At 32.7% G+C, this 23,667-nt stretch carries 26 protein-coding genes; 18 read left to right on the top strand and 8 right to left on the bottom strand.

Annotated features, from left to right (window positions below; translation table 11 throughout):
• Positions 1 to 239 precede the first annotated feature (239 nt).
• From ACN5J3_RS07660 to ACN5J3_RS07635, 6 genes are all read left to right on the top strand, one after another.
• Positions 240 to 668 carry a hypothetical protein gene (locus ACN5J3_RS07660; RefSeq protein WP_417289916.1) on the top strand — a complete coding sequence of 143 codons (429 nt, stop codon included), beginning with the start codon at positions 240 to 242 and terminating at the stop codon, positions 666 to 668.
• 260 nt (positions 669 to 928) lie between these two features.
• Positions 929 to 1,663: a DoxX family protein gene (locus tag ACN5J3_RS07655; protein ID WP_418511349.1), complete on the top strand. Its 735-nt coding sequence runs from the start codon at positions 929 to 931 to the stop codon at positions 1,661 to 1,663.
• Between the two features lie 1,155 nt (positions 1,664 to 2,818).
• Positions 2,819 to 3,715, top strand: coding sequence for a hypothetical protein (locus tag ACN5J3_RS07650; RefSeq protein WP_418511348.1), 897 nt, complete (start codon positions 2,819 to 2,821; stop codon positions 3,713 to 3,715).
• A 257-nt stretch (positions 3,716 to 3,972) separates the two neighbouring features.
• The gene (locus tag ACN5J3_RS07645) at positions 3,973 to 4,857 is read left to right on the top strand and encodes a LysR substrate-binding domain-containing protein (protein ID WP_418511346.1); all 885 of its coding nucleotides are present in this window, start codon (positions 3,973 to 3,975) and stop codon (positions 4,855 to 4,857) included.
• 76 nt (positions 4,858 to 4,933) lie between these two features.
• Complete coding sequence (locus ACN5J3_RS07640; RefSeq protein ID WP_418511345.1) at positions 4,934 to 5,854, top strand: YeiH family protein; 921 nt, start codon at positions 4,934 to 4,936, stop codon at positions 5,852 to 5,854.
• A gap of 144 nt (positions 5,855 to 5,998) precedes the next feature.
• Positions 5,999 to 6,598 carry a hypothetical protein gene (locus ACN5J3_RS07635; protein ID WP_418511344.1) on the top strand — a complete coding sequence of 200 codons (600 nt, stop codon included), beginning with the start codon at positions 5,999 to 6,001 and terminating at the stop codon, positions 6,596 to 6,598.
• A 61-nt stretch (positions 6,599 to 6,659) separates the two neighbouring features.
• On the opposite strand, the gene ACN5J3_RS07630 is transcribed toward ACN5J3_RS07635, so the two are convergent.
• Both ACN5J3_RS07630 and ACN5J3_RS07625 read right to left on the bottom strand, forming a co-directional pair.
• Complete coding sequence (locus ACN5J3_RS07630; protein ID WP_418511343.1) at positions 6,660 to 7,718, bottom strand: hypothetical protein; 1,059 nt, start codon at positions 7,716 to 7,718, stop codon at positions 6,660 to 6,662.
• Between the two features lie 49 nt (positions 7,719 to 7,767).
• Positions 7,768 to 8,421: a uracil-DNA glycosylase family protein gene (locus tag ACN5J3_RS07625; RefSeq protein WP_418511342.1), complete on the bottom strand. Its 654-nt coding sequence runs from the start codon at positions 8,419 to 8,421 to the stop codon at positions 7,768 to 7,770.
• A gap of 68 nt (positions 8,422 to 8,489) precedes the next feature.
• Between ACN5J3_RS07625 and ACN5J3_RS07620 the strand changes: the two genes are divergently transcribed.
• Complete coding sequence (locus tag ACN5J3_RS07620) at positions 8,490 to 8,624, top strand: 30S ribosomal protein THX (RefSeq protein ID WP_418511341.1); 135 nt, start codon at positions 8,490 to 8,492, stop codon at positions 8,622 to 8,624.
• 2 nt (positions 8,625 to 8,626) lie between these two features.
• On the opposite strand, the gene yaaA is transcribed toward ACN5J3_RS07620, so the two are convergent.
• The 3 genes from yaaA to ACN5J3_RS07605 form a co-directional block, all read right to left on the bottom strand.
• Complete coding sequence (gene yaaA, locus ACN5J3_RS07615) at positions 8,627 to 9,385, bottom strand: peroxide stress protein YaaA (RefSeq protein ID WP_417291617.1); 759 nt, start codon at positions 9,383 to 9,385, stop codon at positions 8,627 to 8,629.
• A 126-nt stretch (positions 9,386 to 9,511) separates the two neighbouring features.
• Positions 9,512 to 10,555: an RluA family pseudouridine synthase gene (locus ACN5J3_RS07610; RefSeq protein ID WP_344729441.1), complete on the bottom strand. Its 1,044-nt coding sequence runs from the start codon at positions 10,553 to 10,555 to the stop codon at positions 9,512 to 9,514.
• 2 nt (positions 10,556 to 10,557) lie between these two features.
• The gene (locus ACN5J3_RS07605) at positions 10,558 to 11,115 is read right to left on the bottom strand and encodes a PASTA domain-containing protein (RefSeq protein WP_418511340.1); all 558 of its coding nucleotides are present in this window, start codon (positions 11,113 to 11,115) and stop codon (positions 10,558 to 10,560) included.
• 163 nt (positions 11,116 to 11,278) lie between these two features.
• Between ACN5J3_RS07605 and ACN5J3_RS07600 the strand changes: the two genes are divergently transcribed.
• Together ACN5J3_RS07600 and coaD are read left to right on the top strand one after the other, a co-directional pair.
• Positions 11,279 to 12,253 (top strand): D-alanine--D-alanine ligase, encoded by a 975-nt coding sequence (locus ACN5J3_RS07600; RefSeq protein ID WP_418511339.1) that lies wholly within the window; start codon positions 11,279 to 11,281, stop codon positions 12,251 to 12,253.
• 18 nt (positions 12,254 to 12,271) lie between these two features.
• Positions 12,272 to 12,727, top strand: coding sequence for a pantetheine-phosphate adenylyltransferase (gene coaD / locus ACN5J3_RS07595; protein ID WP_417291620.1), 456 nt, complete (start codon positions 12,272 to 12,274; stop codon positions 12,725 to 12,727).
• A 26-nt stretch (positions 12,728 to 12,753) separates the two neighbouring features.
• On the opposite strand, the gene ACN5J3_RS07590 is transcribed toward coaD, so the two are convergent.
• A complete protein-coding gene (locus ACN5J3_RS07590) occupies positions 12,754 to 14,415 on the bottom strand; it encodes a SulP family inorganic anion transporter (RefSeq protein ID WP_418511337.1) in 1,662 nt (553 codons plus the stop codon).
• A gap of 98 nt (positions 14,416 to 14,513) precedes the next feature.
• Between ACN5J3_RS07590 and ACN5J3_RS07585 the strand changes: the two genes are divergently transcribed.
• Positions 14,514 to 16,247 carry a M14 family metallopeptidase gene (locus ACN5J3_RS07585; protein WP_418511336.1) on the top strand — a complete coding sequence of 578 codons (1,734 nt, stop codon included), beginning with the start codon at positions 14,514 to 14,516 and terminating at the stop codon, positions 16,245 to 16,247.
• A 1-nt stretch (position 16,248) separates the two neighbouring features.
• Here ACN5J3_RS07585 and ACN5J3_RS07580 read toward each other — a convergent pair whose 3' ends face one another.
• Positions 16,249 to 16,833, bottom strand: coding sequence for an NUDIX hydrolase (locus ACN5J3_RS07580; RefSeq protein WP_344729429.1), 585 nt, complete (start codon positions 16,831 to 16,833; stop codon positions 16,249 to 16,251).
• A 130-nt stretch (positions 16,834 to 16,963) separates the two neighbouring features.
• Between ACN5J3_RS07580 and pyrE the strand changes: the two genes are divergently transcribed.
• Both pyrE and ACN5J3_RS07570 read left to right on the top strand, forming a co-directional pair.
• On the top strand, positions 16,964 to 17,608 hold the full coding sequence (gene pyrE / locus ACN5J3_RS07575; RefSeq protein WP_344729427.1) for an orotate phosphoribosyltransferase: 645 nt from the start codon (positions 16,964 to 16,966) through the stop codon (positions 17,606 to 17,608).
• 30 nt (positions 17,609 to 17,638) lie between these two features.
• Positions 17,639 to 18,034: an SRPBCC family protein gene (locus ACN5J3_RS07570; RefSeq protein ID WP_418511334.1), complete on the top strand. Its 396-nt coding sequence runs from the start codon at positions 17,639 to 17,641 to the stop codon at positions 18,032 to 18,034.
• Here the strand turns inward: ACN5J3_RS07570 and ACN5J3_RS07565 are convergent.
• Entirely contained in the window at positions 18,031 to 18,762 is a 732-nt protein-coding gene (locus tag ACN5J3_RS07565; protein ID WP_418511333.1) for a biotin--[acetyl-CoA-carboxylase] ligase, read from the bottom strand. The two genes, ACN5J3_RS07570 and ACN5J3_RS07565, sit on opposite strands and share 4 nt — an antisense overlap.
• Positions 18,763 to 18,858: 96 nt before the next feature.
• On the opposite strand from ACN5J3_RS07565, the gene rsfS reads away from it, so the two are divergent.
• The 6 genes from rsfS to ACN5J3_RS07535 all read left to right on the top strand — a co-directional run bounded on the left by rsfS (position 18,859) and on the right by ACN5J3_RS07535 (position 23,653).
• Positions 18,859 to 19,230 (top strand): ribosome silencing factor, encoded by a 372-nt coding sequence (rsfS, locus tag ACN5J3_RS07560; protein WP_344729421.1) that lies wholly within the window; start codon positions 18,859 to 18,861, stop codon positions 19,228 to 19,230.
• Between the two features lie 8 nt (positions 19,231 to 19,238).
• Positions 19,239 to 21,185: an ATP-dependent zinc metalloprotease FtsH gene (gene ftsH, locus ACN5J3_RS07555; protein WP_344729419.1), complete on the top strand. Its 1,947-nt coding sequence runs from the start codon at positions 19,239 to 19,241 to the stop codon at positions 21,183 to 21,185.
• A 118-nt stretch (positions 21,186 to 21,303) separates the two neighbouring features.
• Entirely contained in the window at positions 21,304 to 21,924 is a 621-nt protein-coding gene (locus tag ACN5J3_RS07550; RefSeq protein ID WP_418511332.1) for an LUD domain-containing protein, read from the top strand.
• Between the two features lies 1 nt (position 21,925).
• Positions 21,926 to 22,747 carry a phosphatidate cytidylyltransferase gene (locus ACN5J3_RS07545; protein WP_418511331.1) on the top strand — a complete coding sequence of 274 codons (822 nt, stop codon included), beginning with the start codon at positions 21,926 to 21,928 and terminating at the stop codon, positions 22,745 to 22,747.
• Positions 22,737 to 23,387, top strand: a complete 651-nt coding sequence (locus tag ACN5J3_RS07540) for a phosphatidylserine decarboxylase family protein (protein WP_344729413.1) — start codon at positions 22,737 to 22,739, stop codon at positions 23,385 to 23,387. The genes ACN5J3_RS07545 and ACN5J3_RS07540 overlap by 11 nt, the downstream gene beginning before the upstream one ends.
• A complete protein-coding gene (locus ACN5J3_RS07535) occupies positions 23,387 to 23,653 on the top strand; it encodes an acyl-CoA-binding protein (RefSeq protein WP_344729411.1) in 267 nt (88 codons plus the stop codon). Before ACN5J3_RS07540 ends, ACN5J3_RS07535 begins: the two co-directional genes overlap by 1 nt.
• The last annotated feature ends 14 nt before the right edge of the window (positions 23,654 to 23,667 follow it).

Below are 23,667 nucleotides of genomic sequence, written 5' to 3'. Positions count from 1 at the left end.
CACTTCTAGCTAAAACACGTCAACCAGCTATCAGTAATCACAATTTAGTTAGCCTAACTTATATTGCTTCTTGGCAATATGATTTATTTACAATTAGCAAAATACCCAATTATAGGTATTGACTACTTTCTGTTTTATTTATTTATTAGAAAACCTAAACAATAAAGTTTACGAGATAAGAATTTGACCTGAACAATCTCAAAAAAAACAAAGTAAGGCTTTAACTAAAACTTAATAAAATGAAAAAAAGATTTATCCTAATGGGAATTATAGTAATTGCTTGTATTTCTAAAATTCAAGCACAAATAGGTATAGCCGTTGCAAAAAACAATGGTTCCGCTGTTGAATGGAGAGTATCTTGGGGAAATGGAAGTGCATGGGACTGTAAAATGGCAGCAAGAAAACATCTTGAAAACAAAGGCTACAAAAAAGTTTACACACAAGACTGTAACTCAAAATGCGGGCATTCCGTTTCAAGTGGTTACTATGTTGTTGTTAAAGGAACATATAAAAGCTATGACGGAAATAATAAAACCGATTACGGACTCGGAGCCAGCTCTTCTTCTTATTCAGAAGCAAAAGCTAGAGCTATAGCAAATTTGTCAACCTACAGTTGCTGCTGGAAAAAAAGTAGTGGTGTCTCAATAGAAAAACAAGGCACTTACTGATAAAAAGCATAACACCTCACATAATTTGTTGTAATTACTAACGCGCTTACAAAAATTTAGCTTCACCATACCTAAAAGTTTGCAAGCGCACTAGTATCTATTCAGTATTCATTTACTACCAACCCAACGCACAATTAAACTTAAAACCTAATGGGGTTGTAAAAATTTTAACTACTTTTAGAAGCATAAACATAATATACATAAACACACTAGTGTGTTTATCCACACGTTGCGCGTAATCTAATAAAAATCGTGAATAATTGAACAATCTGACTAAATTCGACCAATTTTACCTGAAAATTAAAGCAAACAGATGGTATTGGTATTTTTCAATTTTTTGCCGACTGACTTTAGCTCTAGGATTTATAGTTGCGGGAATAACAAAAATAATTGACGAACGATTTGCTAGCGGTTTGTCGGAAATTCATCCGATGGGAGCATATCTAACTGCACTGCATCGCACAGGATATTATTATCACTTCATTGGTTATGCTCAAGTTTTTTCAGCCGTTTTATTGCTAGTACCTCGAACTGTCACTTTAGGAGCAATACTCTATTTTCCAATAATAGTGAATATTTGTATTCTTTCTTTCGCTGTACGATTTGAAGGTTCATTTATTTCTGCACCATTAATGGTTTTAGCAAATTTGTATATTCTCGTTTGGAATTATGACAAGTTAAAATATATTTTACCATTTAAAAATATGCCAGATTATGGTATTGTAAAGCGACCAAAAAAATGGAACAATAAATTCCCATTTCTGTTTTTTGGTGGAGTTGCTTTAACCTTTGGACTTACAATTTTAATATTTCTAAAAGGATTTGATATTATGCCAAGAAATTCATTATCCGATTGTAAAAAACAATATGCTAATACCAAATATGAAAATATTGGAAATGAATTTTGTGAGTGTATTCATTCAAAAGGCAATAAGTTAGATGACTGTTTAGAAAATTTTTCGGAAAATAAAAAAAAAGTGGAAAAGAAAGAATGAATTAATTGAATTCTAAATAAATACGATTTGCCAACACCGTATATAATTTATTGCTAGTCCTAGCCTACTTACAAAAATCCTCGCGGACTTTCTATCTGTGATTTATTTGCTAAATTACGTGCTAAACCACGCAACGAAATCATAGCCAAACACGTTGCCATTCATTGACGGAACGCACTCTGAATCCAAAAATTAGAGTTTATAAAAATCGTTTTTTGACAAGAAAACACTGAAACTTTACTCAAATTAGGAATAAAAAATTACAGCGGATTTTTTAGCAAGATTGTGGAATAGGAATTGAAAAACTTTACTGAATGCGGAATTGCTCACTCAGACGAGAAATAAGAATCACATCGGAATTATTTATTTAATTCCAAGTATTCTATTAAAGGTTTTTAATTCGCACTTATAAAATTGAATAAATTTTTGTTTGAATGATTTTAGAAAATTGCGCATATTGTAAAGTATTTAAGTGTAATTGTAAGACGAAAAAGTATTGAATTTGTTACAAATATTATTTGAATTATTAATCAAAACCGAATTGTGTGTGTGGAATAAAGCAAGTTTCGGAATTGCTCACTCAAATGGTATTGAAAAACAAAGCGGAATATAACGCTGACGGAATTTACTCAAACGCTAAAAATCTGAAAACGAAATTTAACTGGACAATTTGAACTCTGAAAAAAAACAACGATTTGCCAACACCGGCTATAGTTCATTGCTAGTTCTAGCCTACTTACAAAAATCCTCCCGGACTTTCTATCTGTGATTTATTTGCCAACTTTAGTGATTAAAACACACAACTATTCTTATATAAGCACGCTGTAAACAAGCTAAAAATTCGAACTCTAAATAAAAAAAAAGGCCAACCCATAAAGCCTCCTTTTACCAATTAAAAACGCATTTCATCGAACAAAAACAACACTTTATCGATAAAAACTTTGCGTATCTCAAAAACCTTTTCTATATTCACCTCGTTTTAAGGCAATTAACCAATATCCCGCGAGATACAACCAAAAGCCAAAAACACACACTCCCTTTCAATTAATAGCCAAAACACAGGCTATACCGCATGGTCGTGGCAGTAACGCCTGTATAAAAAAAACGGAAAATGACCAAACCCGAGTCTTTAAATAACATAAACACTAAAAAATTATGAAGACACAAGTAAAAAACAGTTCTAAAACGCAAACAGCCAACGAACTAATCAACCAAGCGGCACAAATGCCAAAACAACTATTGGAAAAACACAAAATCCAATTACCACAAACCACCAGTACCCAGCCTGTAACAAGCAAAAATGTTACAAAACAACCCCAGCTCAAACAAGCACGTACCTCAGGCTATTACGAAACCGGTATGGCGCTCAACATCACCCACGGTATACAAGTAGTAGACTACCTCATTACCTATGGCACCAATTACAACCCCAGCAATACCGCCATTGCCGTAGCTAGCCTTGAAACCATGAACACCACAGGGCAAGACCTCCTAGACAGCGCCCGTGCCAAAATGCAAGAAAAAAAGAACACCATACAAGCCCGTCAAGATGTGTATGGCAACCTCAAAACACTAGCAACACGCATCCTAAACGAGCTAAAAGCCTCTGGCGCACCACTAGCAACCATAGACAAAGCCAAGCATTATGTACTAAAAATCCGTGGGCAACGTATCATCAAGATAAACCCTAACAGCACCGCAAAACACATCAGTGCTAGTCAAACCTCATTTACAGAGCAAATTCAGCACCTTACAGACCTTATTAATGTGCTATCAACCTGCACCCAGTATCAGCCCAACATACCCGAGCTGCAACTCACCGCACTCACAAACAAACGCGATGCCATGAAAACCACCAACAATGCCGTAAGCACCGCACAAGCCGTATGGAGCACCTCACGCATAGAGCGTAACAAGTTCTTCAACGAACCCATAAAAGGCTATGTAGATACCTTTCTGGCTGCAAAACGTGCCGTAAAAGCCATCTTTGGTGCCAGCAGCCCGCAGTATCACCAAATAAGTAGTTTAAGTTTTAAGCGTATTCGTTTTTAATACCCCAAATGCTAGGCCACATCAGGCCAATTCTAAAAACCACGAATGCTATAGTGTTCGTGGTTTTTTTTATACCCTCAAACTACCGTGTCATGCTACACCTGGTGCAGAACCTAAACAAGCACTCCAGCAATAACACAGCACACAAATCACCATAAAACCCAATGAGTTTGTAAAAATTTTAACTACTTTTAGAAACATAAACATAATATAGATAAACACACTAGTGTGTTTATCCACATGTTGTACACAAGCTGATGAAAACCAAATTACATATATTCAAAATTGTTGCTAAACATTTAAGCTTCACAAAAGCTGCCGAGCAATTGTATATTTCACAACCTGCTATATCCAAGGCAATTAAAAATTTAGAGCAAGAATATAAAACAACGTTATTTATTCGAAAAACAAACTCGATAGAAATGACCAAGGAAGGAAAGTCATTTCTTATATACGTTAATAAAATTTTAGCTATCTATTCTGAAATGGACGAACAGTTTCTACATAAGAAAGAAACCTTCCCAAAACTAATAAACTTCGGAGTAAGCACAACCTTGTCTAACTACATTATACCTAAAATAATTGCGAAGTTTAGAGTACAATTTCCTGAAACAAATTTTAACATAATCAGTAATAATTCTGAAAATATTGAAAATTTAATTTTGAATCAGGAAATTGATTTCGGAATTACTGAAGGAAGTATTTCGAATCCAAAATTACAATTTGAAAAATTTATTAAAGATGAAATTGTCCTCGTAACCAATGTTAATAATAATTCTTTTAAAAAAGGAAGTATCGATATCGAAAAGTTGCAAAGAATTCCAATGATTGAACGTGAAAAAGGTTCTGGAACTAAAGTAATTATTAATAAATTTTTATTGGAAAATAATATCAAAAAGCTTAATGTAGCAGTAACTTTAAACAGTACTGAAGCTATTAAAAATTATTTATACAATTCTGATGATTATGCACTTCTTTCAATTAGTGCTATCACTGAAGATTTGTTAAATAATAAACTCAAAATTATAGATATTAAAGATTTAAGTATTGAAAGGTGGTTTTATTTTGTAAAAAGAACAGGTTATCTTTCAAATACCGTGGAATATTTCGAAAAATATATTCGGCTTAACTATAACTTTTAGTTATCTCAAACAACCAATTAATTTGCTTAAAGGTTATTAATTCAGTCTACTTTTGTATCAAATAATACTAAATGATATGAAAGAGATTTTTTCAAAAATAGTTTACTTCCTTATAATTATTATTGCCCTTTTAGGCATTATAAACAGTCCAACTGCATTGTTACTTGGTTTTGTATATACACTTATTTTCAATAATCCATTTAAAGCATACAGTCATAAAGCAATTCATTATTTTCTAAAAATTTCGGTTGTAGGGATGGGCTTTGGGATGTTTATCAAAGAAACTTTGGAAACAAGTAAAGAGGGATTAAGTTTAACTATATATTCAATATTTTTAACCGTATCGTTAGGTTTGTTGTTAACAAGACTTTTGAAGTTAGATTTAAAACTAGGTCATCTAATTACATCTGGAACAGCAATTTGTGGTGGAAGCGCAATTGCTGCAATTTCCCCAGTAATTAAAGCTAAAAGTAAAACTATAAGTATTGCTTTAGGTATCGTATTTCTATTAAACTCTATTGCGTTGTTTGTGTTTCCTGCAGTCGGTCATTTTCTAAATTTAACACAAGAACAATTTGGCTTATGGTGTGCTATTGCTATACACGATACAAGTTCGGTAGTCGGAGCTGCGCTAGGTTATGGAGACGAAGCCTTGAGAATAGCAACAACAGTAAAACTATCTAGAACTTTGTGGATTATCCCTTTATCAATTTTTTCAATGTTTCTATTCAAAACAAAAGGAGAAAAAATAAAAATTCCTTACTTTATTGTTTTATTTATTATTGCGATTATTATTAATAGTTACCATATTTTACCTGAACCAGCTACTAATTTTATTGTATTAATGGCTAAACGATTATTAATAATAACATTGTTTCTTGTAGGTTCTACCATTTCTATAAAAGATTTGAAATCTACAGGAATGAAACCCATTGTATTCGCACTAACTTTGTGGATTTTTATTTCAATTTTTTCATTAATATATATATTGAACTAAAGCCAGTGTACAACACCGTATAAAATTAATTGCTAGTGCAAGCCTACTTACGAAAATCCTCGCGGATTTTCTATTCGGTTTGTATTTGCTAAATTAGGTGCTTAAAACACGCAACAAACCATACAAACCGTTGCCACACATTATATGAACAGACTACTATTTGGAATATTTTTCTTATCAATTGGACTTTGTATTAAAGCTTCTTTCGGACATTTAGCAAGAAAATGGGCGACTATTGAAACTATTTCTATGCTCTTATACTTAATTGGATTTACTATTTTAGTCTATAAGTTAATTACAAAATCAGAAAATAGAAAAGGAATTGAATTTAATAAAAACCCCATAAAATGGATTTTAAAAAGACCCTTTTTTGTTTATGTTCTAGTAATTCCAATGTTCATTGGCTTAATTTGGACTGGAGAGTTCCTAAATAAAAAATTGAAAAACCACTATCTATCAAAAGAAATAGCTGAAACTCAAGCTACTTTTGTTGGATTTGAAGAACAGTCATTTTTAGTAAAGTATAGTCGAAAATCTGAACAATTTGCAATACTAAATTACAAGACAAAAAGCGGAATTATTACTCAAGGTATGAAAAAAGAGGACTTTGAAAAGCAAAAGAAATATTTTAAGTCTGAAACGAAGAGTGGAAATAAGTTTCCTGCTATCGAAAACTTAAAGAACAAAAAAGCTACAATTATTTATTCTTTAAAATATCCTAGCTTTTTTAAAATTAAGGAATAAAAAACGTGTAGCAACAACGTATATAATCCATTGCTAGTTTTCGCCTACTTACAAAAATTTACTAACGTATAGTTCGCACTTCGTGCCCATGTCTCGCATACCATTTCGCAACAACACAAACGAAGCAAACCACCACAAAGTTCTGATTGACCACCACAAAGTTCTGATTGCTCACCACAAAGTTCTGATTGACCACCGCAAAGTTCTGATTGACCACCGCAAAGTTCTGATTAACCACCACAAAGTTCTGATTGCTCACCACAAAGTTCTGATTGCTCACCGCAAAGTTCTGATTGACCACCACAAAGTTCTGATTGCTCACCACAAAGTTCTGATTGACCACCGCAAAGTTCTGATTGACCACCGCAAAGTTCTGATTAACCACCACAAAGTTCTGATTGCTCACCACAAAGTTCTGATTGCTCACCGCAAAGTTCTGATTGACCACCACAAAGTTCTGATTGCTCACCACAAAGTTCTGATTGACCACCGCAAAGTTCTGATTGACCACCGCAAAGTTCTGATTAACCACCACAAAGTTCTGATTGCTCACCACAAAGTTCTGATTGCTCACCGCAAAGTTCTGATTGACCACCACAAAGTTCTGATTGCTCACCACAAAGTTCTGATTGACCACCGCAAAGTTCTGATTGACCACCGCAAAGTTCTGATTAACCACCACAAAGTTCTGATTGCTCACCACAAAGTTCTGATTGCTCACCGCAAAGTTCTGATTGACCACCACAAAGTTCTGATTGCTCACCACAAAGTTCTGATTGACCACCGCAAAGTTCTGATTGACCACCACAAAGTTCTGATTGACCACCACAAAGTTCTGATTAGGTGGTACAAAGTTCTGATTGACTAGTACAAAGTTCTGATTGACTGGTACAAAGTTCTGATTGACTAGTACAAAGTTCTGATTAGGTGGTACAAAGTTCAGATTAGGTAGTACAAAGTTCTGATTGACCACCACAAAGTTCTGATTGCTCACCACAAAGTTCTGATTGACCACCACAAAGTTCTGATTGACCACCGCAAAGTTCTGATTAACCACCACAAAGTTCTGATTGATTGGTACAAAGTTCTGATTGATTGGTACAAAGTTCTGATTAACCATTCCAGTTCCGTGATAGGTTGTTCCAGCTACACACTAGCTGCCATCACACCTAAAAAAACGCCCGGTATTGCATAACTCTAAAATCAAATGTATTAAAATCTGGGTTTTTAGCTTTAAGTTGCTTGTACAAAGGCAGCCTACTTATTGAGATATTCGCAGCACCAGAACTTGAGGTTAAAGACACCGTTTTAATAAGTCTTCCATTCAAAAAAAACTTATGAATTCTAGGCACCTCATCATGAACCAGCTCTAGTTTTAAACCATACGTCCTTAAGTGTTTTCTAAAAAAATACTCCGGGCCATTTTTACTATTACCACCAGTAAATAACAAGGTGTCAATATTAGGATACTGCTTAAGATAGCCTATAATATCGCGCAACTGTATTTGTGTCATTCCCAAATCTGAAGCATCTATTTTCTCTCTTTTAGCACTTGCCACAATATCACAAACACCTATCTTGTTTTCAATAAGAAATTGTTTGCGTTGCGCTACCGCTTCTTCAGAATTATCATATCGCAAACCTAAATTATGAATGCTATCAATAAACAACCATAAACTATTATAGTAGCTTCCGTAGCAAAAATCAACATCCTTTTCCAATAAATCGCCTGTTGAAAAACGCGGTGGTGGCAAAGTACCAACAATAAGTTTTTTAGTATCTGTTTGAATAAAAGGCTTATATGGATGTTTATGAAAGAACATTGATAAGATTTTCTATAAGTGGTATTTTTTCATTATATTATTATTTCACTTAAAACTAAATAAAAACCATGGGAAAAGGCGACAAAAAAACAAAACGAGGTAAAATACATCGAGGTACATCTGGTGCTAGGCGAAAAAAAATAAAGAAAAAGCCAAGACCAGAAGAAAAAATTAATATCGATAAAAAGATAAAAACTAAATAGCCTTATCTAATAAATACTAATTCATTGTCTTTTGACAATGCTTCACTAAACCCGTAACCTTCATAATTAAAACCTTTTACATCATCTATTGTTTGGGCATTGGTCTCTAGCACGTAGCGTGCCATATAGCCTCTAGCAAGTTTAGAAAAAATAGCTATGGTTTTGTAAGTACCGTTTTTTAACTCCTGGAATTTAACATGAGTTACAGGAACTTTTAGGGCTTTTTCGTCTACGGCCTTAAAGTATTCATTACTTGCTAGGTTTAGAAAAAGCTCATCATCTTTTAACTCGTCATTCAAGGCTTGAGTCACTTTCTTTTTCCAGAATTCATACAAGTTTTTGTTTTTTCCTACTGGAAATTTAGTGCCCATTTCTAATCGGTAAGGCTGAATTAAATCTAGCGGCTTTAACACACCATACAAACCTGATAAAATTCTAACGGTATGCTGTAACGCTTCTATTTTTTCAAGCGAAATGCTATAAGCATCTAACCCTCTATATACATCACCGCTAAACGCATAGACAGCTTGTCTAGAATTCTCTGGAGTAAATGGTAATTGCCAATCTTGATTACGCTCATAATTAAGTTGCCCTAAACTATCAGAAATGTGCATTAACTTTGATAAGCTTTTGGCTGATTTCTTTTTAAGAAGTTTATTTACACGTTCTGCCTCTTTTAAAAAAGATGCTTCAGTATATTGTGCTGTTGGTAATTTACTTTCGTAATCAAGTGATTTTGCAGGTGATAAAACGAGTTTCATTGAAAATTTATTTTTCATTTCCGAGCAATCGGAAAACTATTATTTGAATTAATCTCAAAATTACAATTACCTAATAATAAAATCAATTTTAGGTAATATTCTTTTCTATAAAACTATTGAATAAATTTATTCTAAATCCTGATGTTTTGAATAGTTACGCCATTTATCAATACACTGTTGCATATCTTCTGGAATTTCAGAATTAAATCTCATAAATTCGCCTGTAATTGGGTGTTCAAAACCTAACGTTTTAGCATGAAGCGCTTGCCTTGGCAAAACTTTAAAGCAATTATCTACAAACTGTTTGTACTTACTAAACGTGGTTCCTTTTAAAATTTTCTCACCACCATAGCGTTCGTCATTAAACAATGTATGCCCTATATGTTTCATATGCACACGTATTTGATGCGTACGTCCTGTTTCTAATTTACAAGACACGAGAGTAACATACCCTAAACGCTCTATAACCTTGTAATGTGTTACAGCCGGTTTTCCTTTATCTGCTTCATCGCCTTCAAAAACGGTGTTTTGTAATCTGTTTTTAGGATGACGACCTATGTTTCCTTCAACAGTTCCTGAATCTGCTTCTACATTGCCCCAAACAATGGCAACATACTCGCGCTCACTCGTTTTATCAAAAAACTGTTTAGATAAATGTGTCATAGCCTCTTCAGTTTTGGCTATCACCAATAAACCACTAGTGTCTTTATCTATTCTATGCACCAACCCAGGACGATTGCTTGAGTTGTTCGGTAAGTTATCAAAGTGATATGTTAAGGCGTTTATTAACGTTCCAGAATAATTACCATGACCAGGATGCACAACCATTCCAGCGGGTTTGTTTACTACTAGAAGCACGTCGTCTTCATAAACAATATCTAAAGGTATATTCTCTGGCGTTAATAAATACTCATACGGCGGATGCTCAAAAAGCACACGTATTTTATCAAAAGGCTTGACTTTGTAGTTTTGTTTTACGGGTATATCGTTTACATAAATACTACCGTTTTTTGCTGCCGTTTGAATTTTATTACGCGTAGCGTTTTCTATAAAATTCATTAAGTATTTATCTATTCTTAATGGTTGCTGACCTTTCTCTGCTGTAAATGCATAGTGCTCGTAAAGCTCATCGTCATTATTATCGTCTATCTCTAGAGGTGCTTGTGTCATAATTATTCAGGTCTATTTCCGTTTCCTAATACCAAATCTATTGTTGCTGTTTTTGACAACGCTTCATCTTTTTGAATTTCAGAACCTTTATGTGTAAGTTTTACAACCTCATCTTTACCTAAATAATCTACATAAGTAAGTGTTCCTATTTTAAAACCTAGAGCTTCTAAAGTTGGTTTTGCTTGTCTAAATGTTTTCCCTTTTAAGTTAGGTACTCTTACTTTTCTGTATCCTGAAGGGTTTAGTGTTAAATATATTTTTCTGCTTTCTTTTACCTTGGCTCCAGCAGCAGGATCTTGCTCTATCACGGAAAATTTAGGATAATCAGGATTATAATTAGAAGAATCTTGAATTTCCATGACCAGTTTATTTTCTTTTAGCTCAATTTCGGCTACCTCTATAGATTTACCTGTTAAATCTGGAACGGTTTCAAATTTTCCATGATTTGTAGAAATATTTAACCATTTCAACAAGATAAAACTCAATACAACAATAACGACAACCGCAATAATAATCTGCTTTAAAAAGATTCTACTTTTCAGAAATTTTATAAGACTCATGTATTTTTATTTGAAAACAAAGATATAAAAACAGAACTGTTTTTACTTTTGATTTATTAGTGATATTTTAGCTTAACAATAATTACTTACGTTTTATTGTACGTTTTTAGATTACATTAAAGAATAAATTAATTTATCGTCTTGTTTTACAAGATTAACATCTATGAAAAAAAACATTGCCATAATAATGGGCGGATATTCTAGCGAATATGAAATATCCCTTAAAAGCGGAAACGTGGTTTATGAAACCCTTGATAAGCAAAAATATAACGCTTACCGCATTCACATTTTTGAAAACAAATGGATATATGTTAATGACGATAACATAGAATTTCCTGTAGATAAAAACGATTTCTCTATAATTATTCATGATAAAAAAATCACTTTTGATTGTGTTTTTAATGCCATACATGGTACGCCTGGAGAAGATGGTTTTATGCAAGCATACCTAGAGTTGCTTAATATACCTCATACCAGCTGCGGCATGTATCAAGCAGCTTTAACTTTTAATAAAAGAGACTGCCTAAGTGTATTAAAACCTTACGGAATAAAAACTGCGGAATCTTATTATTTAAATTTAGGTGATGCTATTGATGAAGATGCTATTATAAAAAAAGTTGGATTACCGTGTTTTGTAAAAGCCAATAAAGCAGGAAGCAGCTTCGGAATTTCTAAAGTTTATGAAAAAGAAAAGCTACAACAAGCTATTGATTTTGCCTTTAAAGAAGATGATGAAATTATCATAGAATCATTTCTAGATGGCACCGAAGTATCGGTTGGTGTTATCTCTTACCAAGGCGAAACCAAAGTACTACCTATTACCGAAATTGTAAGTGATAATGATTTTTTTGATTATGAAGCCAAATACCTAGGTGAATCTCAAGAAATTACTCCTGCAAGAATAAGTGACACAGATGCTAACAAAGTACGAGAAATTGCAAAAAAGGTTTACGAAGTTTTAAAAATGAAAGGGTTTTCTAGAAGTGAATATATTTTTAAAAATGGAGAACCACACTTATTAGAAATAAACACCGTTCCTGGTCTTACACAAGCAAGTATTTTACCTCAACAAGCAGCTGCTGCTGGAATTTCATTATCAGAGTTGTTTGAAAACGCCATTGAAGAGGCTTTGAAATAATTGTTGTAATTTTACATTATGAAACGAGCTATTTTTCCAGGATCTTTTGATCCTATTACTTTAGGCCATTACGACATTATAAAACGAGGTGTAAAACTTTTTGATGAAGTGGTTGTTGCTATTGGTATCAATGCCGAAAAAAACTATATGTTTTCTCTAGAAGAACGAAAACAATTTATAGAAGACGCTTTTAAAGACCAACCAAAAGTAAAAGTGGTAACATATCAAGGGCTTACTGTTGATTTTTGTAAAGAAATAAAAGCAAAGTTTATTTTAAGAGGTTTAAGAAACCCTGCCGACTTTGAATTTGAAAAAGCCATTGCTCACACCAATAGAAAGCTTTCTAAAATTGAAACAGTATTTTTACTTACAGCTGCAAAAACATCGTATATAAGCTCTAGCATTGTTCGTGACGTTATTAGAAACAACGGCGATTACAGTGTGTTAGTTCCTGAAAGTGTTGTTGTAAAATAAAGCTTAATTACAGCTCTGTTTTTTTCTTACAACTTATATTCTGATAATGGATTAGGAAAGTCCTCTGGGTTTGCCGCAAGGTGATACCTAGGATCATCAATATCTTCAACGATAACTTCCTTAAATTTAGGACTTGCTTTATATAAAAGCATTTTACAGTCTTTACTTAAGTGTTTTAGTTTTATTGATTTTCCTTCGGCTTCATATTTATTAACCAGATTAAATATGGCCTCTAAAGCTGAATGGTCACTTACTCTAGATTCTACAAAATCTATTTCAATCTTTTCTGGATCATTCTTTACATCAAATTTCTCATTAAAAGCTGTTATACTTCCAAAAAATAATGGTCCCCAAATTTCATAAACTTTAGTACCATCAGCACGCATACGCTTTCTTGCTCTAATACGTTTTGCATTTTCCCATGCAAATGCTAAAGCAGATATTATAACACCTACAAAAACAGCAATAGCTAAATCAAAAATAACAGTAACCGCTGAAACCGTTATTAAAACAACCGCATCTGAAAGAGGTATTTTTTTTATAATTCTAAAACTAGACCAAGCAAATGTTTCTATTACCATCATAAACATAACACCTACTAAAGCTGCTATTGGCACTTGTTCTATCAACTTATCTGTAAACAATATAAATGTTAGAAGTGTGACAGCCATCATAACACCAGAAAGACGTCCACGTCCACCAGCATTTATATTTATTACGGTTTGTCCAATCATACCACAACCACCAGTTCCTCCAAAAAGTCCTGACATAATATTACCAGCTCCTTGTGCAATACATTCTCTGTTTCCGTCTCCTCTACTTTCTGTTAACTCATCTACCAAATTCATAGTCATTAAAGACTCTATCAATCCTACAGACGCCGCTAAAAATGCATATGGTAAAATAAATTTTAAGGTATCTAAATTTAGCGGTAAGTATTGCCATAACTCCATATTAGGCGTTGGCAACTCACCTTTTAAGCCTGTTCCGCCACCTTCTATAATGTATGAACCAACTGTAGAAACGTCTAAATTAAAGCCAACAACAACCAATGTTGTTATTAAAATAGCTGTTAAAGCTGCCGGAATTTTTTTTGTAATTCTTGGTAAAGCCCAAATAATTCCCATAGTTAAAAGCACCAAACCTATCATTGTATAAAGTTCGGTTCCTGACATAAATGTGCTTACGTACTCTTTAACGCCTTCACTTGAAATTTGTAGTGTTTTGTGTGAAAACATTTTTACTTGTGCCCAAAATATAACAATAGCTAATCCATTAACAAACCCTAGCATTACTGGATACGGAATTAGCCTAACAAATCTTCCTAATTTAAAAACACCTGCAAAAACCTGAATAACTCCCATTAAAATAACACAAGCCATCAAATAGAAGAATCCCATATTTTCAATAGGCTGATCAAAAAGCATTCCTTTGGTATGCCCATCTGATATCATACTAACAAAAATAACAGCAACAGCACCAGCTGCTCCAGAAATTAAACCTGGTCTTCCTCCAAAAATTGCTGCAATAAGTCCAACTATAAATGCACCTGAAAGCGCCATCAATGGGTCTATTTGAGCCACAAAAGCAAAAGCAACAACCTCTGGTATCATAGCTAGAGACACAGTAATACCACTTAAAATATCATTTTTAGGATTTGATGTGAAATTTCTAAATATTTGAGTCATTGTATTATTTTTTGAAGCTGCAAAAATACGTCGTTTATGCAGATGTACAAGTTTATATGCCAATAAATGATTAATTTTAAGCTCTAAAACTTTTTTTGATGAAGCGTATTTTCATACTATGCATTTTACTTGTTGGTTGTAAACAACAAGAGACAGTTTCAACTATTGATTTTAAAACCGTTTGTGAAAAAACCAACGGACAAGAAACAGCGACTTATCAAGAGACCATTTCATATTTCACAAATTTAAAAAACACATATCCTGAAATCTCAATGCAAACCATTGGCATGACAGATTCTGGGAAACCACTACATATTGTTACTCTAAACCCTGACAAAGAATTTAATTTTGAAAACATCAGAAAAAATAAACGTATTTTACTCGTAAACAATGGTATACATCCCGGAGAAAGTGATGGCATAGATGCCACAATGATGTTATTCAGAGATATTGTTCAAGGCAACATAAAAGCTCCTAAAAACACGGTATTGGTAACCATACCTATCTATAACATTGGTGGTAGTTTAAACAGAAATTCTACTACCAGAACAAATCAAAATGGCCCTAAAGAATATGGCTTTAGAGGAAACTCAAGAAACTACGATCTTAATAGAGATTTTATAAAATGTGACACAGAAAACGCCAAAAGCTTTGCTTCTATATTTCACCTTGTACAACCTGATGTTTTTATTGATAATCATGTGAGTAATGGTGCCGATTATCAATATACACTTACACACCTTTTTACACAGCACAATAAATTAGGAGGTACTTTAGGCAACTACATTCACACCCAAATAATGCCTGAATTAGAGAGCAAACTAAAAGAAAAAAACTGGGACATAACACCTTATGTAAATGTATTTAACCAAGTTCCAGAAAAGGGTTTTAGCCAATTTATGGATTATCCTAGATACTCTACGGGCTATACAACCCTTTGGAACACATTAGGTTTAATGGTAGAAACTCACATGCTAAAACCTTACAAACAACGTGTTGAAGGTACTTACGAGCTTATGAAAAGTATGCTAGAAATCGTAGAATCTGAAGGAGAAACTATTACTAAAATGAGAAATAAGAATTTTGATTATTTCACAGCAGGAAACTCCTACCCGTTAGATTGGGACGTTGACACCACAAAAACATCTACACTTCAGTTTAAGGGATATGAAGGGACATTTATTAATAGTGATGTTACTGGCTTGAAGCGCTTAAAATACAACAGAAACAAACCATTTATAAAAGATGTCGCTTATAAAAATTACTTTAAACCAACTACCGAAGTAACAATACCTAAAGCTTACATTATCCCACAAGGATGGAGAAAGATCATTAATTTACTTGAAATAAATAATATAAAAACAGTACAATTTAAAAAAGACACAACTTTATTGGTAGAAGGCTATAAAATTGCAAATTTCAACACGCGAAAAACACCTTACGAAGGACATTACCAACACTACAACACACAAGTGACCTCTTCTAGCAAATCAATTTCATTTTCAAAAGGCGACTATCTTATTACAACACAACAAAAAGGGATTCGTTACCTTTTAGAAACACTAGAACCACATGCTCCTGATTCATTTTTTAATTGGAACTTTTTTGATACTATCTTACAACAAAAAGAAGGTTTTTCACCATATGTTTGGGAGGACATAGCTCATGCCTTGTTAGAAAATGATTCTGAATTAAAATCTCAATTTGAAAACAAGAAGCAAACAGACGCCTCTTTTTCTGAAAATTGGTACTTACAACTAGACTGGTTACATAAACATAGTGATTACTATGAGAAAGCTCATATGCAATACCCAATATATAGACTACAATAAACTATGAAATTAATGTACGAATATTAGCATAACTATTTTCTAAAGCCTTTTTGCTTTCTTCTTCGTTTAACCAAGCAACTTTAGTTATACCTTCATTTTCTTGAGGCTCTAATTGCCCATCATAAGAAGAAGTCATTTCAAACCAATAAGTAATTTTTATTTTATGGCGCCCATTACGTTTAAATATATGATAGGTAGTTTGTAATGGTTTGGTTATTTCAAGTCCTTTAATACCGGTTTCTTCTTCTACTTCACGAATAGCTGTTTCTTCTATACGTTCTTTTTTTTCGGCTTTACCTTTAGGTAAATCCCATTTATCATTTCTGTAAATAAATAAAATCTCACCTTGATTATTATACACTTTTCCACCACCCGCTACAACGTTAGGCAACTTCTTCAAAAACTTCTTTAGTAACTTTTCCTCTTTATCATGAATAAGTCGCACCTCTTTTACAGATGTTTTATTTAATTCTTTAATAACCTTACTTATCTTAACAGTATTTAATAGGTAGTTTTTAAAATCTGTTTCCTTTTCTACTTTCGTTGTAAGAATTATTGGTTTGTCGTTTACAAAAATTTTATACATTTTGTTAAATCAAATAAATATGTGTTTATGTAAAAGTATCAATTTTAACAAAACAACCATAGGTTTCAAAATTAAATTTTAAATATGTTTTTAAAATAAAAATTAACTAAAAAAGTGTAATTTTGCTGTTATGATTTTCAACAAAAACACCGCAAGAAAAACAGCTGAAGTTTTATTGCAAATTAACGCGATTAAATTAAGTCCTAAAGAACCTTTTACATGGGCTTCAGGATGGAAGTCACCTATTTATTGTGACAACAGAATTGTACTATCTTACCCTACAATTCGTAACTACATACGAGAAACAATGGCCAAGCAAATTGAAAAGCAATATGGCAAACCTGATGTTATTGCAGGCGTTGCTACTGGTGCTATTGGCATAGGTATGTTGGTTGCTGAATATTTGGGTGTTCCTTTTATTTACGTAAGACCTGAAGCTAAAAGCCATGGTAGAAAAAACCAAATAGAAGGTCATGCTACAAGCGGTCAAAACGTTGTTGTTGTTGAAGACTTAATAAGCACAGGAAAAAGTAGTCTTAATGCTGTACGAGCACTAAAAGAAGCAAACCTAAATGTAAAAGGTATGATTGCTATTTTTTCGTATGGTTTTGATGTTTCTAAAGAGAACTTTGAAAAAGAAAACATTCAGCTTCATACATTAAGTAATTATGAGTCGTTATTAGAACAGGCATACCATACAAACTACATATCTACTAAAGAACAAGACATTTTAGCATCATGGAATGCCAATCCTAGTGAATGGAACGCTAATTGATATACCTAAAATCTAATAAAACACAATTTTATGAATTTAGAATCTAAAAAAACAACTATCAATAAATCATCGCAAGAAGTATTTGATTTTTTATCAGAGGTAAAAAACTTTGAAAAACTAATGCCTGAAAACATTAGTAAGTTTGAAGTATTAGATGATGATAAGTTCTTATTTGCTCTAAAAGGAATGCCTGAAATTATTTTAAAGAAAAAAGAAGTTGTACCTCCAAACAAAATTGTATTAGGAGCTGCAGGCGGAAAAATAGACTTTTCACTAGTAGGTGATATAACAGATATTGATGAGAATAGTAGCGATGTAAAATTAACCTTTAGTGGTGATTTTAACCCTATGATGGCCATGATGATAAAAGGCCCTATAAGTAAATTTATAGATACGCTTACAGTAAATATACCTAACGCTATTTAATATAAAAGCTCAAGTTCTTTTAAGTCAAACTCTTTTACAACGTTATCCTCAAGTAGCACTTGTAGTTTACCAGAATTTGAAACACCTTTTATAAAACCTAAAAACATAGAGCCTTCAGCATTTTTAAATGTTGAAGGCTTATTTTTTCTAAACAAATTAGCTTCATAAGCTGTCTTCAACACGTTATAATTCTTTTGCTTTAATAGCTCAAAATAATCCTTTAAATTTTTAATTATCTCTAGCATTACAAGCTCCTTATCATAATGCAATCCTGTAATTTGTTTTAGAGACGATGCTCTAGGCAAATTATCAAAACTTGTTTGGTTTACATTAAGCCCAATGCCAATTATTGTTTCTTTTAAAGCACCTTGCTTAATGACATTTTCTATCAAAACGCCACAAATCTTCTTATTGTCTGACAAAATGTCGTTAGGCCATTTTATAAATGTCTTTGGTATACCAAAAGTATTTAACGCCTTATTTATAGCAAGAGACACCACAATACTTATATAAAAATGATCATCTATAGCCACAAACGAAACCTCTTTAAACACGCTAAACATAAGGTTCTTACCAGGTATATTTTCCCAAACGGTTCCCATTTGTCCACGACCTTGAGTTTGAGAGTTTGTAACCACAACTGTGTAATCATCTAACTTATTTGTATGACTTAACTGCCTTAAAAAGGTGTTTGTAGAATTGGTGGCATCAAGTTTGATTATACGCACAATAAATTGGTTATATTAGTAGAGAAAAATCTTATGATTTTTTTACACCCTAAAGAACTAAAAAAATAATAACTTTGCACAAATTAAATAAAATTAATGGCTAAAAAACATACAAATGCAGACCAATTAATAGCAGCGATATTAAGCGGGATTGAAGATGTAAAAGGTAAAGAAATTAATATTTTAGATTTACGAGAAATTGAAAACACGGTTTGTGACTACTTTGTTGTATGTGAAGGAACTTCAAACACACAAGTGAATGCCATAGTCAATTCAATTCAAAAAAAAGTTAGTAAAGAATTAAAAGATAAGCCTTGGCATGTAGAAGGAACAGATAATGCTGAATGGGTTTTAATGGATTATGTGAATGTTGTTGTTCATGTTTTTCAAAAACACATTAGAGAGTATTATGACATAGAAAGCCTTTGGGGAGACGCAAAAATGACTGTAATTGAAACAAATTATTAAACAAATTAATGGCAAACAATAAAAAAAATCCGAAAAACAAAAAACCTAAATTTAGTCCATATTGGATTTATGGAGGAGTCATAGCTATATTTTTAGCCATGCAATTGTTTAATGGTAGTAGCTTTCAAGATGCAAAACCAACAACTCCATCTCAATTTATGGAATACCTAAAAAGTGGAGATGTTGAAAAAGTTGAAATAGTAAATAGACGCGAAGCAAAAGTATATCTTACCAAAGAAGCTCAAGAGAAAGAGATTCATAAAAAATCAAAGCCAACATCAATATTGCCATCTGCAACACGTTTACCAAATTATAAATTTGAATTTGGTGACCTTCAAAACTTTGAAGATGAAATTTCAGATGTTGTTAGTTCAGAAAACTTAAGCCCAAAACCAAAAATAGAATATAAAACTGAACAAAATCTTTGGGGCGATTTCCTTATTGGTTTATTACCTTTTATTCTATTAATTGGGGTTTGGATATTCATCATGCGTCGTATGTCATCTGGCGGCGGCGGTGGAGCTGGCGGCCAAATTTTTAACATTGGTAAATCTAGAGCCAAGCTATTTGACGAGAATACTGAAGTAAAAACAACGTTTAAAGATGTAGCTGGTCTTGAAGGCGCAAAAGAAGAAGTACAAGAAATTGTAGACTTCCTTAAAAACCCAGACAAATACACATCATTAGGAGGAAAAATCCCTAAAGGCGCACTACTTGTTGGTTCTCCTGGAACAGGAAAAACCTTATTAGCAAAAGCCGTTGCCGGAGAAGCAAAAGTTCCTTTCTTTTCTCTTTCTGGTTCTGATTTTGTTGAAATGTTTGTAGGAGTTGGAGCCTCAAGAGTTCGTGACTTATTCAAACAAGCTAAAGAAAAATCACCTTCAATAATATTTATTGATGAAATTGACGCCATAGGTCGAGCAAGAGGAAAAAGCAACTTTTCTGGATCTAATGACGAGCGTGAAAATACACTAAACCAATTACTAACCGAAATGGATGGTTTTGGTACAAACACAAACGTTATAGTATTAGCTGCAACAAACAGAGCTGATGTTTTAGATAAAGCCTTAATGAGAGCTGGACGTTTTGACAGACAAATATTTGTAGATCTACCTGATGTTCGTGAGCGTAAAGAAATTTTTGAAGTTCATTTAAGACCTCTTAAAAAATCTCAAGATTTAGATCTTGATTTCTTATCAAAACAAACACCTGGTTTCTCTGGAGCTGATATAGCAAATGTTTGTAATGAAGCTGCCTTAATTGCTGCGAGAAATGGTAAAAAAGAAGTTGACAAACAAGACTTCCTTGATGCTGTAGACAGAATTATTGGAGGTTTAGAGAAAAAGAATAAAATTGTTACTCCTGACGAGAAAAAAGCCATTGCTTATCATGAGGCAGGACACGCTACGGTAAGCTGGATGCTAGAACATGCAGCCCCACTAGTAAAAGTAACTATTGTACCTAGAGGTCGCTCATTAGGAGCTGCTTGGTACTTACCAGAAGAACGCCTTATTGTTAGGCCAGAACAAATGCTTGATGAAATGTGTGCAGCCCTTGGTGGTCGTGCAGCTGAAAAAGTTATGTTCAATAAAATATCAACTGGAGCCTTAAGTGATTTAGAAAAAGTTACCAAGCAAGCAAGAGCTATGGTTACGGTTTATGGCCTTAGTGATAAAATAGGAAACTTAACTTACTATGATTCTTCTGGAGAAAGTGAGTATGGATTTACAAAACCTTATAGCGAACAAACAGCTGAACTTATAGACAAAGAAATTTCTGATATCATTGAAAAACAATATGCAAGAGCTATAAAATTATTAGAAGACAATAAAGATAAGCTTATTGAACTTGCTGAAGTATTACTTGAAAAAGAAGTAATTTTCAAAGATAATTTAGAAAAAATATTTGGAGAACGTAGTTTTAACAAAGAAGAACGCGAATTATTAGACAAATAAAAATTCCTTAATTTTTTGTTAACATTTACTAAAAATCTTAAATTGGCCTAACGGTTAATTTAAGATTTTTTATATTTGGAAAAACCCTTTAAACACTAGGTTAATAGCAGTAATGTAAATGAGTCTTTTTAGAAAAATTTTTGGTTCCAAATCTGATAAAAAAGAAACCGAATTAAAATCGGAAGAGCGAGGCAAATACATGCCTGAAATAAAACTACCTATTGATGAACGTTTTACAATAAAGTTTAAACAAAATGGTGGTAAATTTCTGTATTGCGAAAACCTAAATGAAATTTTTGAAAGCTTAAATAATATTTTAGAGGAAAACCATTGGGAGAATGAAAAAGCTTTAATTATTGACGAAAATTTACAAAACAAATTTTCTAATTCTGGCTTAAACCCAACTAAATCATTTCAAGATTCTTCATTTTTTTTAACTACCTGCGAAAACTTAATTGCAGATGATGGTTCTTTACTAATCTCATCAAATCAAATTGCTGAAAAAAAATTACGCGAGTTTCCTGATAGCTTTATTGTTTTTGCAACAACAAGTCAAATTACTGCAAATATAGGTGATGGTTTGCGTGGTATTAAATCTAAAAACATGCAAAAAATACCTACAAACATTACCACAATAAAACATTTCAAACTTCAAGAAGAAAAACAAGAAGAAAAAGACTTCCTTAGTTACGGTAGTAGTTCAAAAAACTTATATTTGCTATTATTAGAAGACCTTTAGAATGAAAGAAATTCTTACCAGATCTTTTGCTGGTTTAGTATATATTTTATTACTATTAGCTGCTTTTTTAAATGAGCATGCTTTAATAATTCTGTTTTTTATTTTTGGCTTAATATCATTAGCCGAGTTTAAAAGACTCATAGAATATAAATCTTTCTTACCTTTTGTATTATTTTCAATACTTTACTTTGTTTTTGGCTATTGGCAACTAGTTTTAAACTCTGCCACCGGATTAAGCGAAGCTACTCAAATACTACAAGTTATTACTATTTTTGTACAACTTTTACTCATAAAAGATCTGTTTACAAAAAAAAACATACCGCTATTTATTTCTAATAGATTTACACTTACTACATTTTATATATCTAGTAGTTTTGTATTCTTAACTCTTATAGCAAACTACCCTAATGGTTACAACCCTGAAATTTTATTAGGCTCTTTTATTTTAGTTTGGACCAATGACACCTTTGCATTTTTAGTTGGAAAAAACTTTGGCAAGCAAAAACTGTTCGAAAAAATATCTCCAAAGAAAACTGTAGAAGGTTTTTTAGGCGGTTTATTTTTTGCTTGTGTTGCTAGTTATTTTATTGCTAACTTTACAGATACTCTAAATTTCACAAACTGGTTAATTTTAAGTATTATAATTAGCGTATTTGGAACTTTAGGAGATTTGATTGAATCCAAATTTAAACGTCAGGCCAATGTTAAAGATAGCGGCTTCATTATGCCTGGTCATGGAGGATTATTAGATAGATTAGATAGTATTATTTTTGCCGCACCATTTATTTATTTGTTTTTACGAATTATACATTATGTTTCATAAAGAAGGTCATAAAATCATATTACTAACACTTATAGTTGTTGTTGGTTTATTTTTAATTGCAGACGCTTATATTTCGGTATCATGGGTAAGCACTCTTGTTATGGTTGGCTTATTGATATTTTTAATATTAATACTCCAGTTTTTTAGAAACCCGAAACGCCATACCGTAAATAGTGACAATACTGTTGTATCTCCTGTTGATGGTAAAGTAGTTGTTATTGAAGAAGTATTTGAAAAAGAATATTTTAATGATAAGCGTATTCAAGTAAGCGTATTTATGTCACCTATAAATGTGCATGTAACAAGATACCCTATAAATGGTCAAGTTGTTTTTAGCAAGTACCATCCAGGAAAATACCTTGTAGCATGGCACCCAAAAGCTAGTGAGGAAAATGAACGAACAACTGTTGTAGTTGAGAATAAAAACTACGGAAAAGTTCTTTATAGACAAATTGCTGGAGCACTTGCTAAACGTATTGTAAATTACGCTGAAGTAAACCAAAGAGCCATTCAAGGTACAGATTCTGGATTTATAAAATTTGGATCTAGAGTTGATTTATTTTTACCTCTTGACGCCAATATAAAAGTAGAATTAAACCAAAAAGTACGTGGTGGCGAAAGTATTATAGCAGAAAAATAATGACTTCTGAAGAATTAGACATAGCGTTTGAAGATGCCGTAAACAGAATTAACGAGCACACAAAACCTTTTCCTGCTGATTTTTTATTACGCTTGTATGCTTATTATAAAAAAGCTACAAACAACTACGGAAGACCAAGCAGTAAAAAACCCATAATAAATGCATTTAAAACAAATGCTTTATTTCAAGTTAAAAACATTACTCAAGACGAAGCTAAACTAACTTACATTGAGTTAGTAAACAACTATTTTCTATATAGAAAATAGCTGCTTACTTTTTC

Source organism: Corallibacter sp. (assembly GCF_048381695.1).
Taxonomy (GTDB): Bacteria; Bacteroidota; Bacteroidia; order Flavobacteriales; family Flavobacteriaceae; genus Corallibacter; species Corallibacter vietnamensis.
This window is presented reverse-complemented; position numbering and strand designations above follow the sequence as displayed.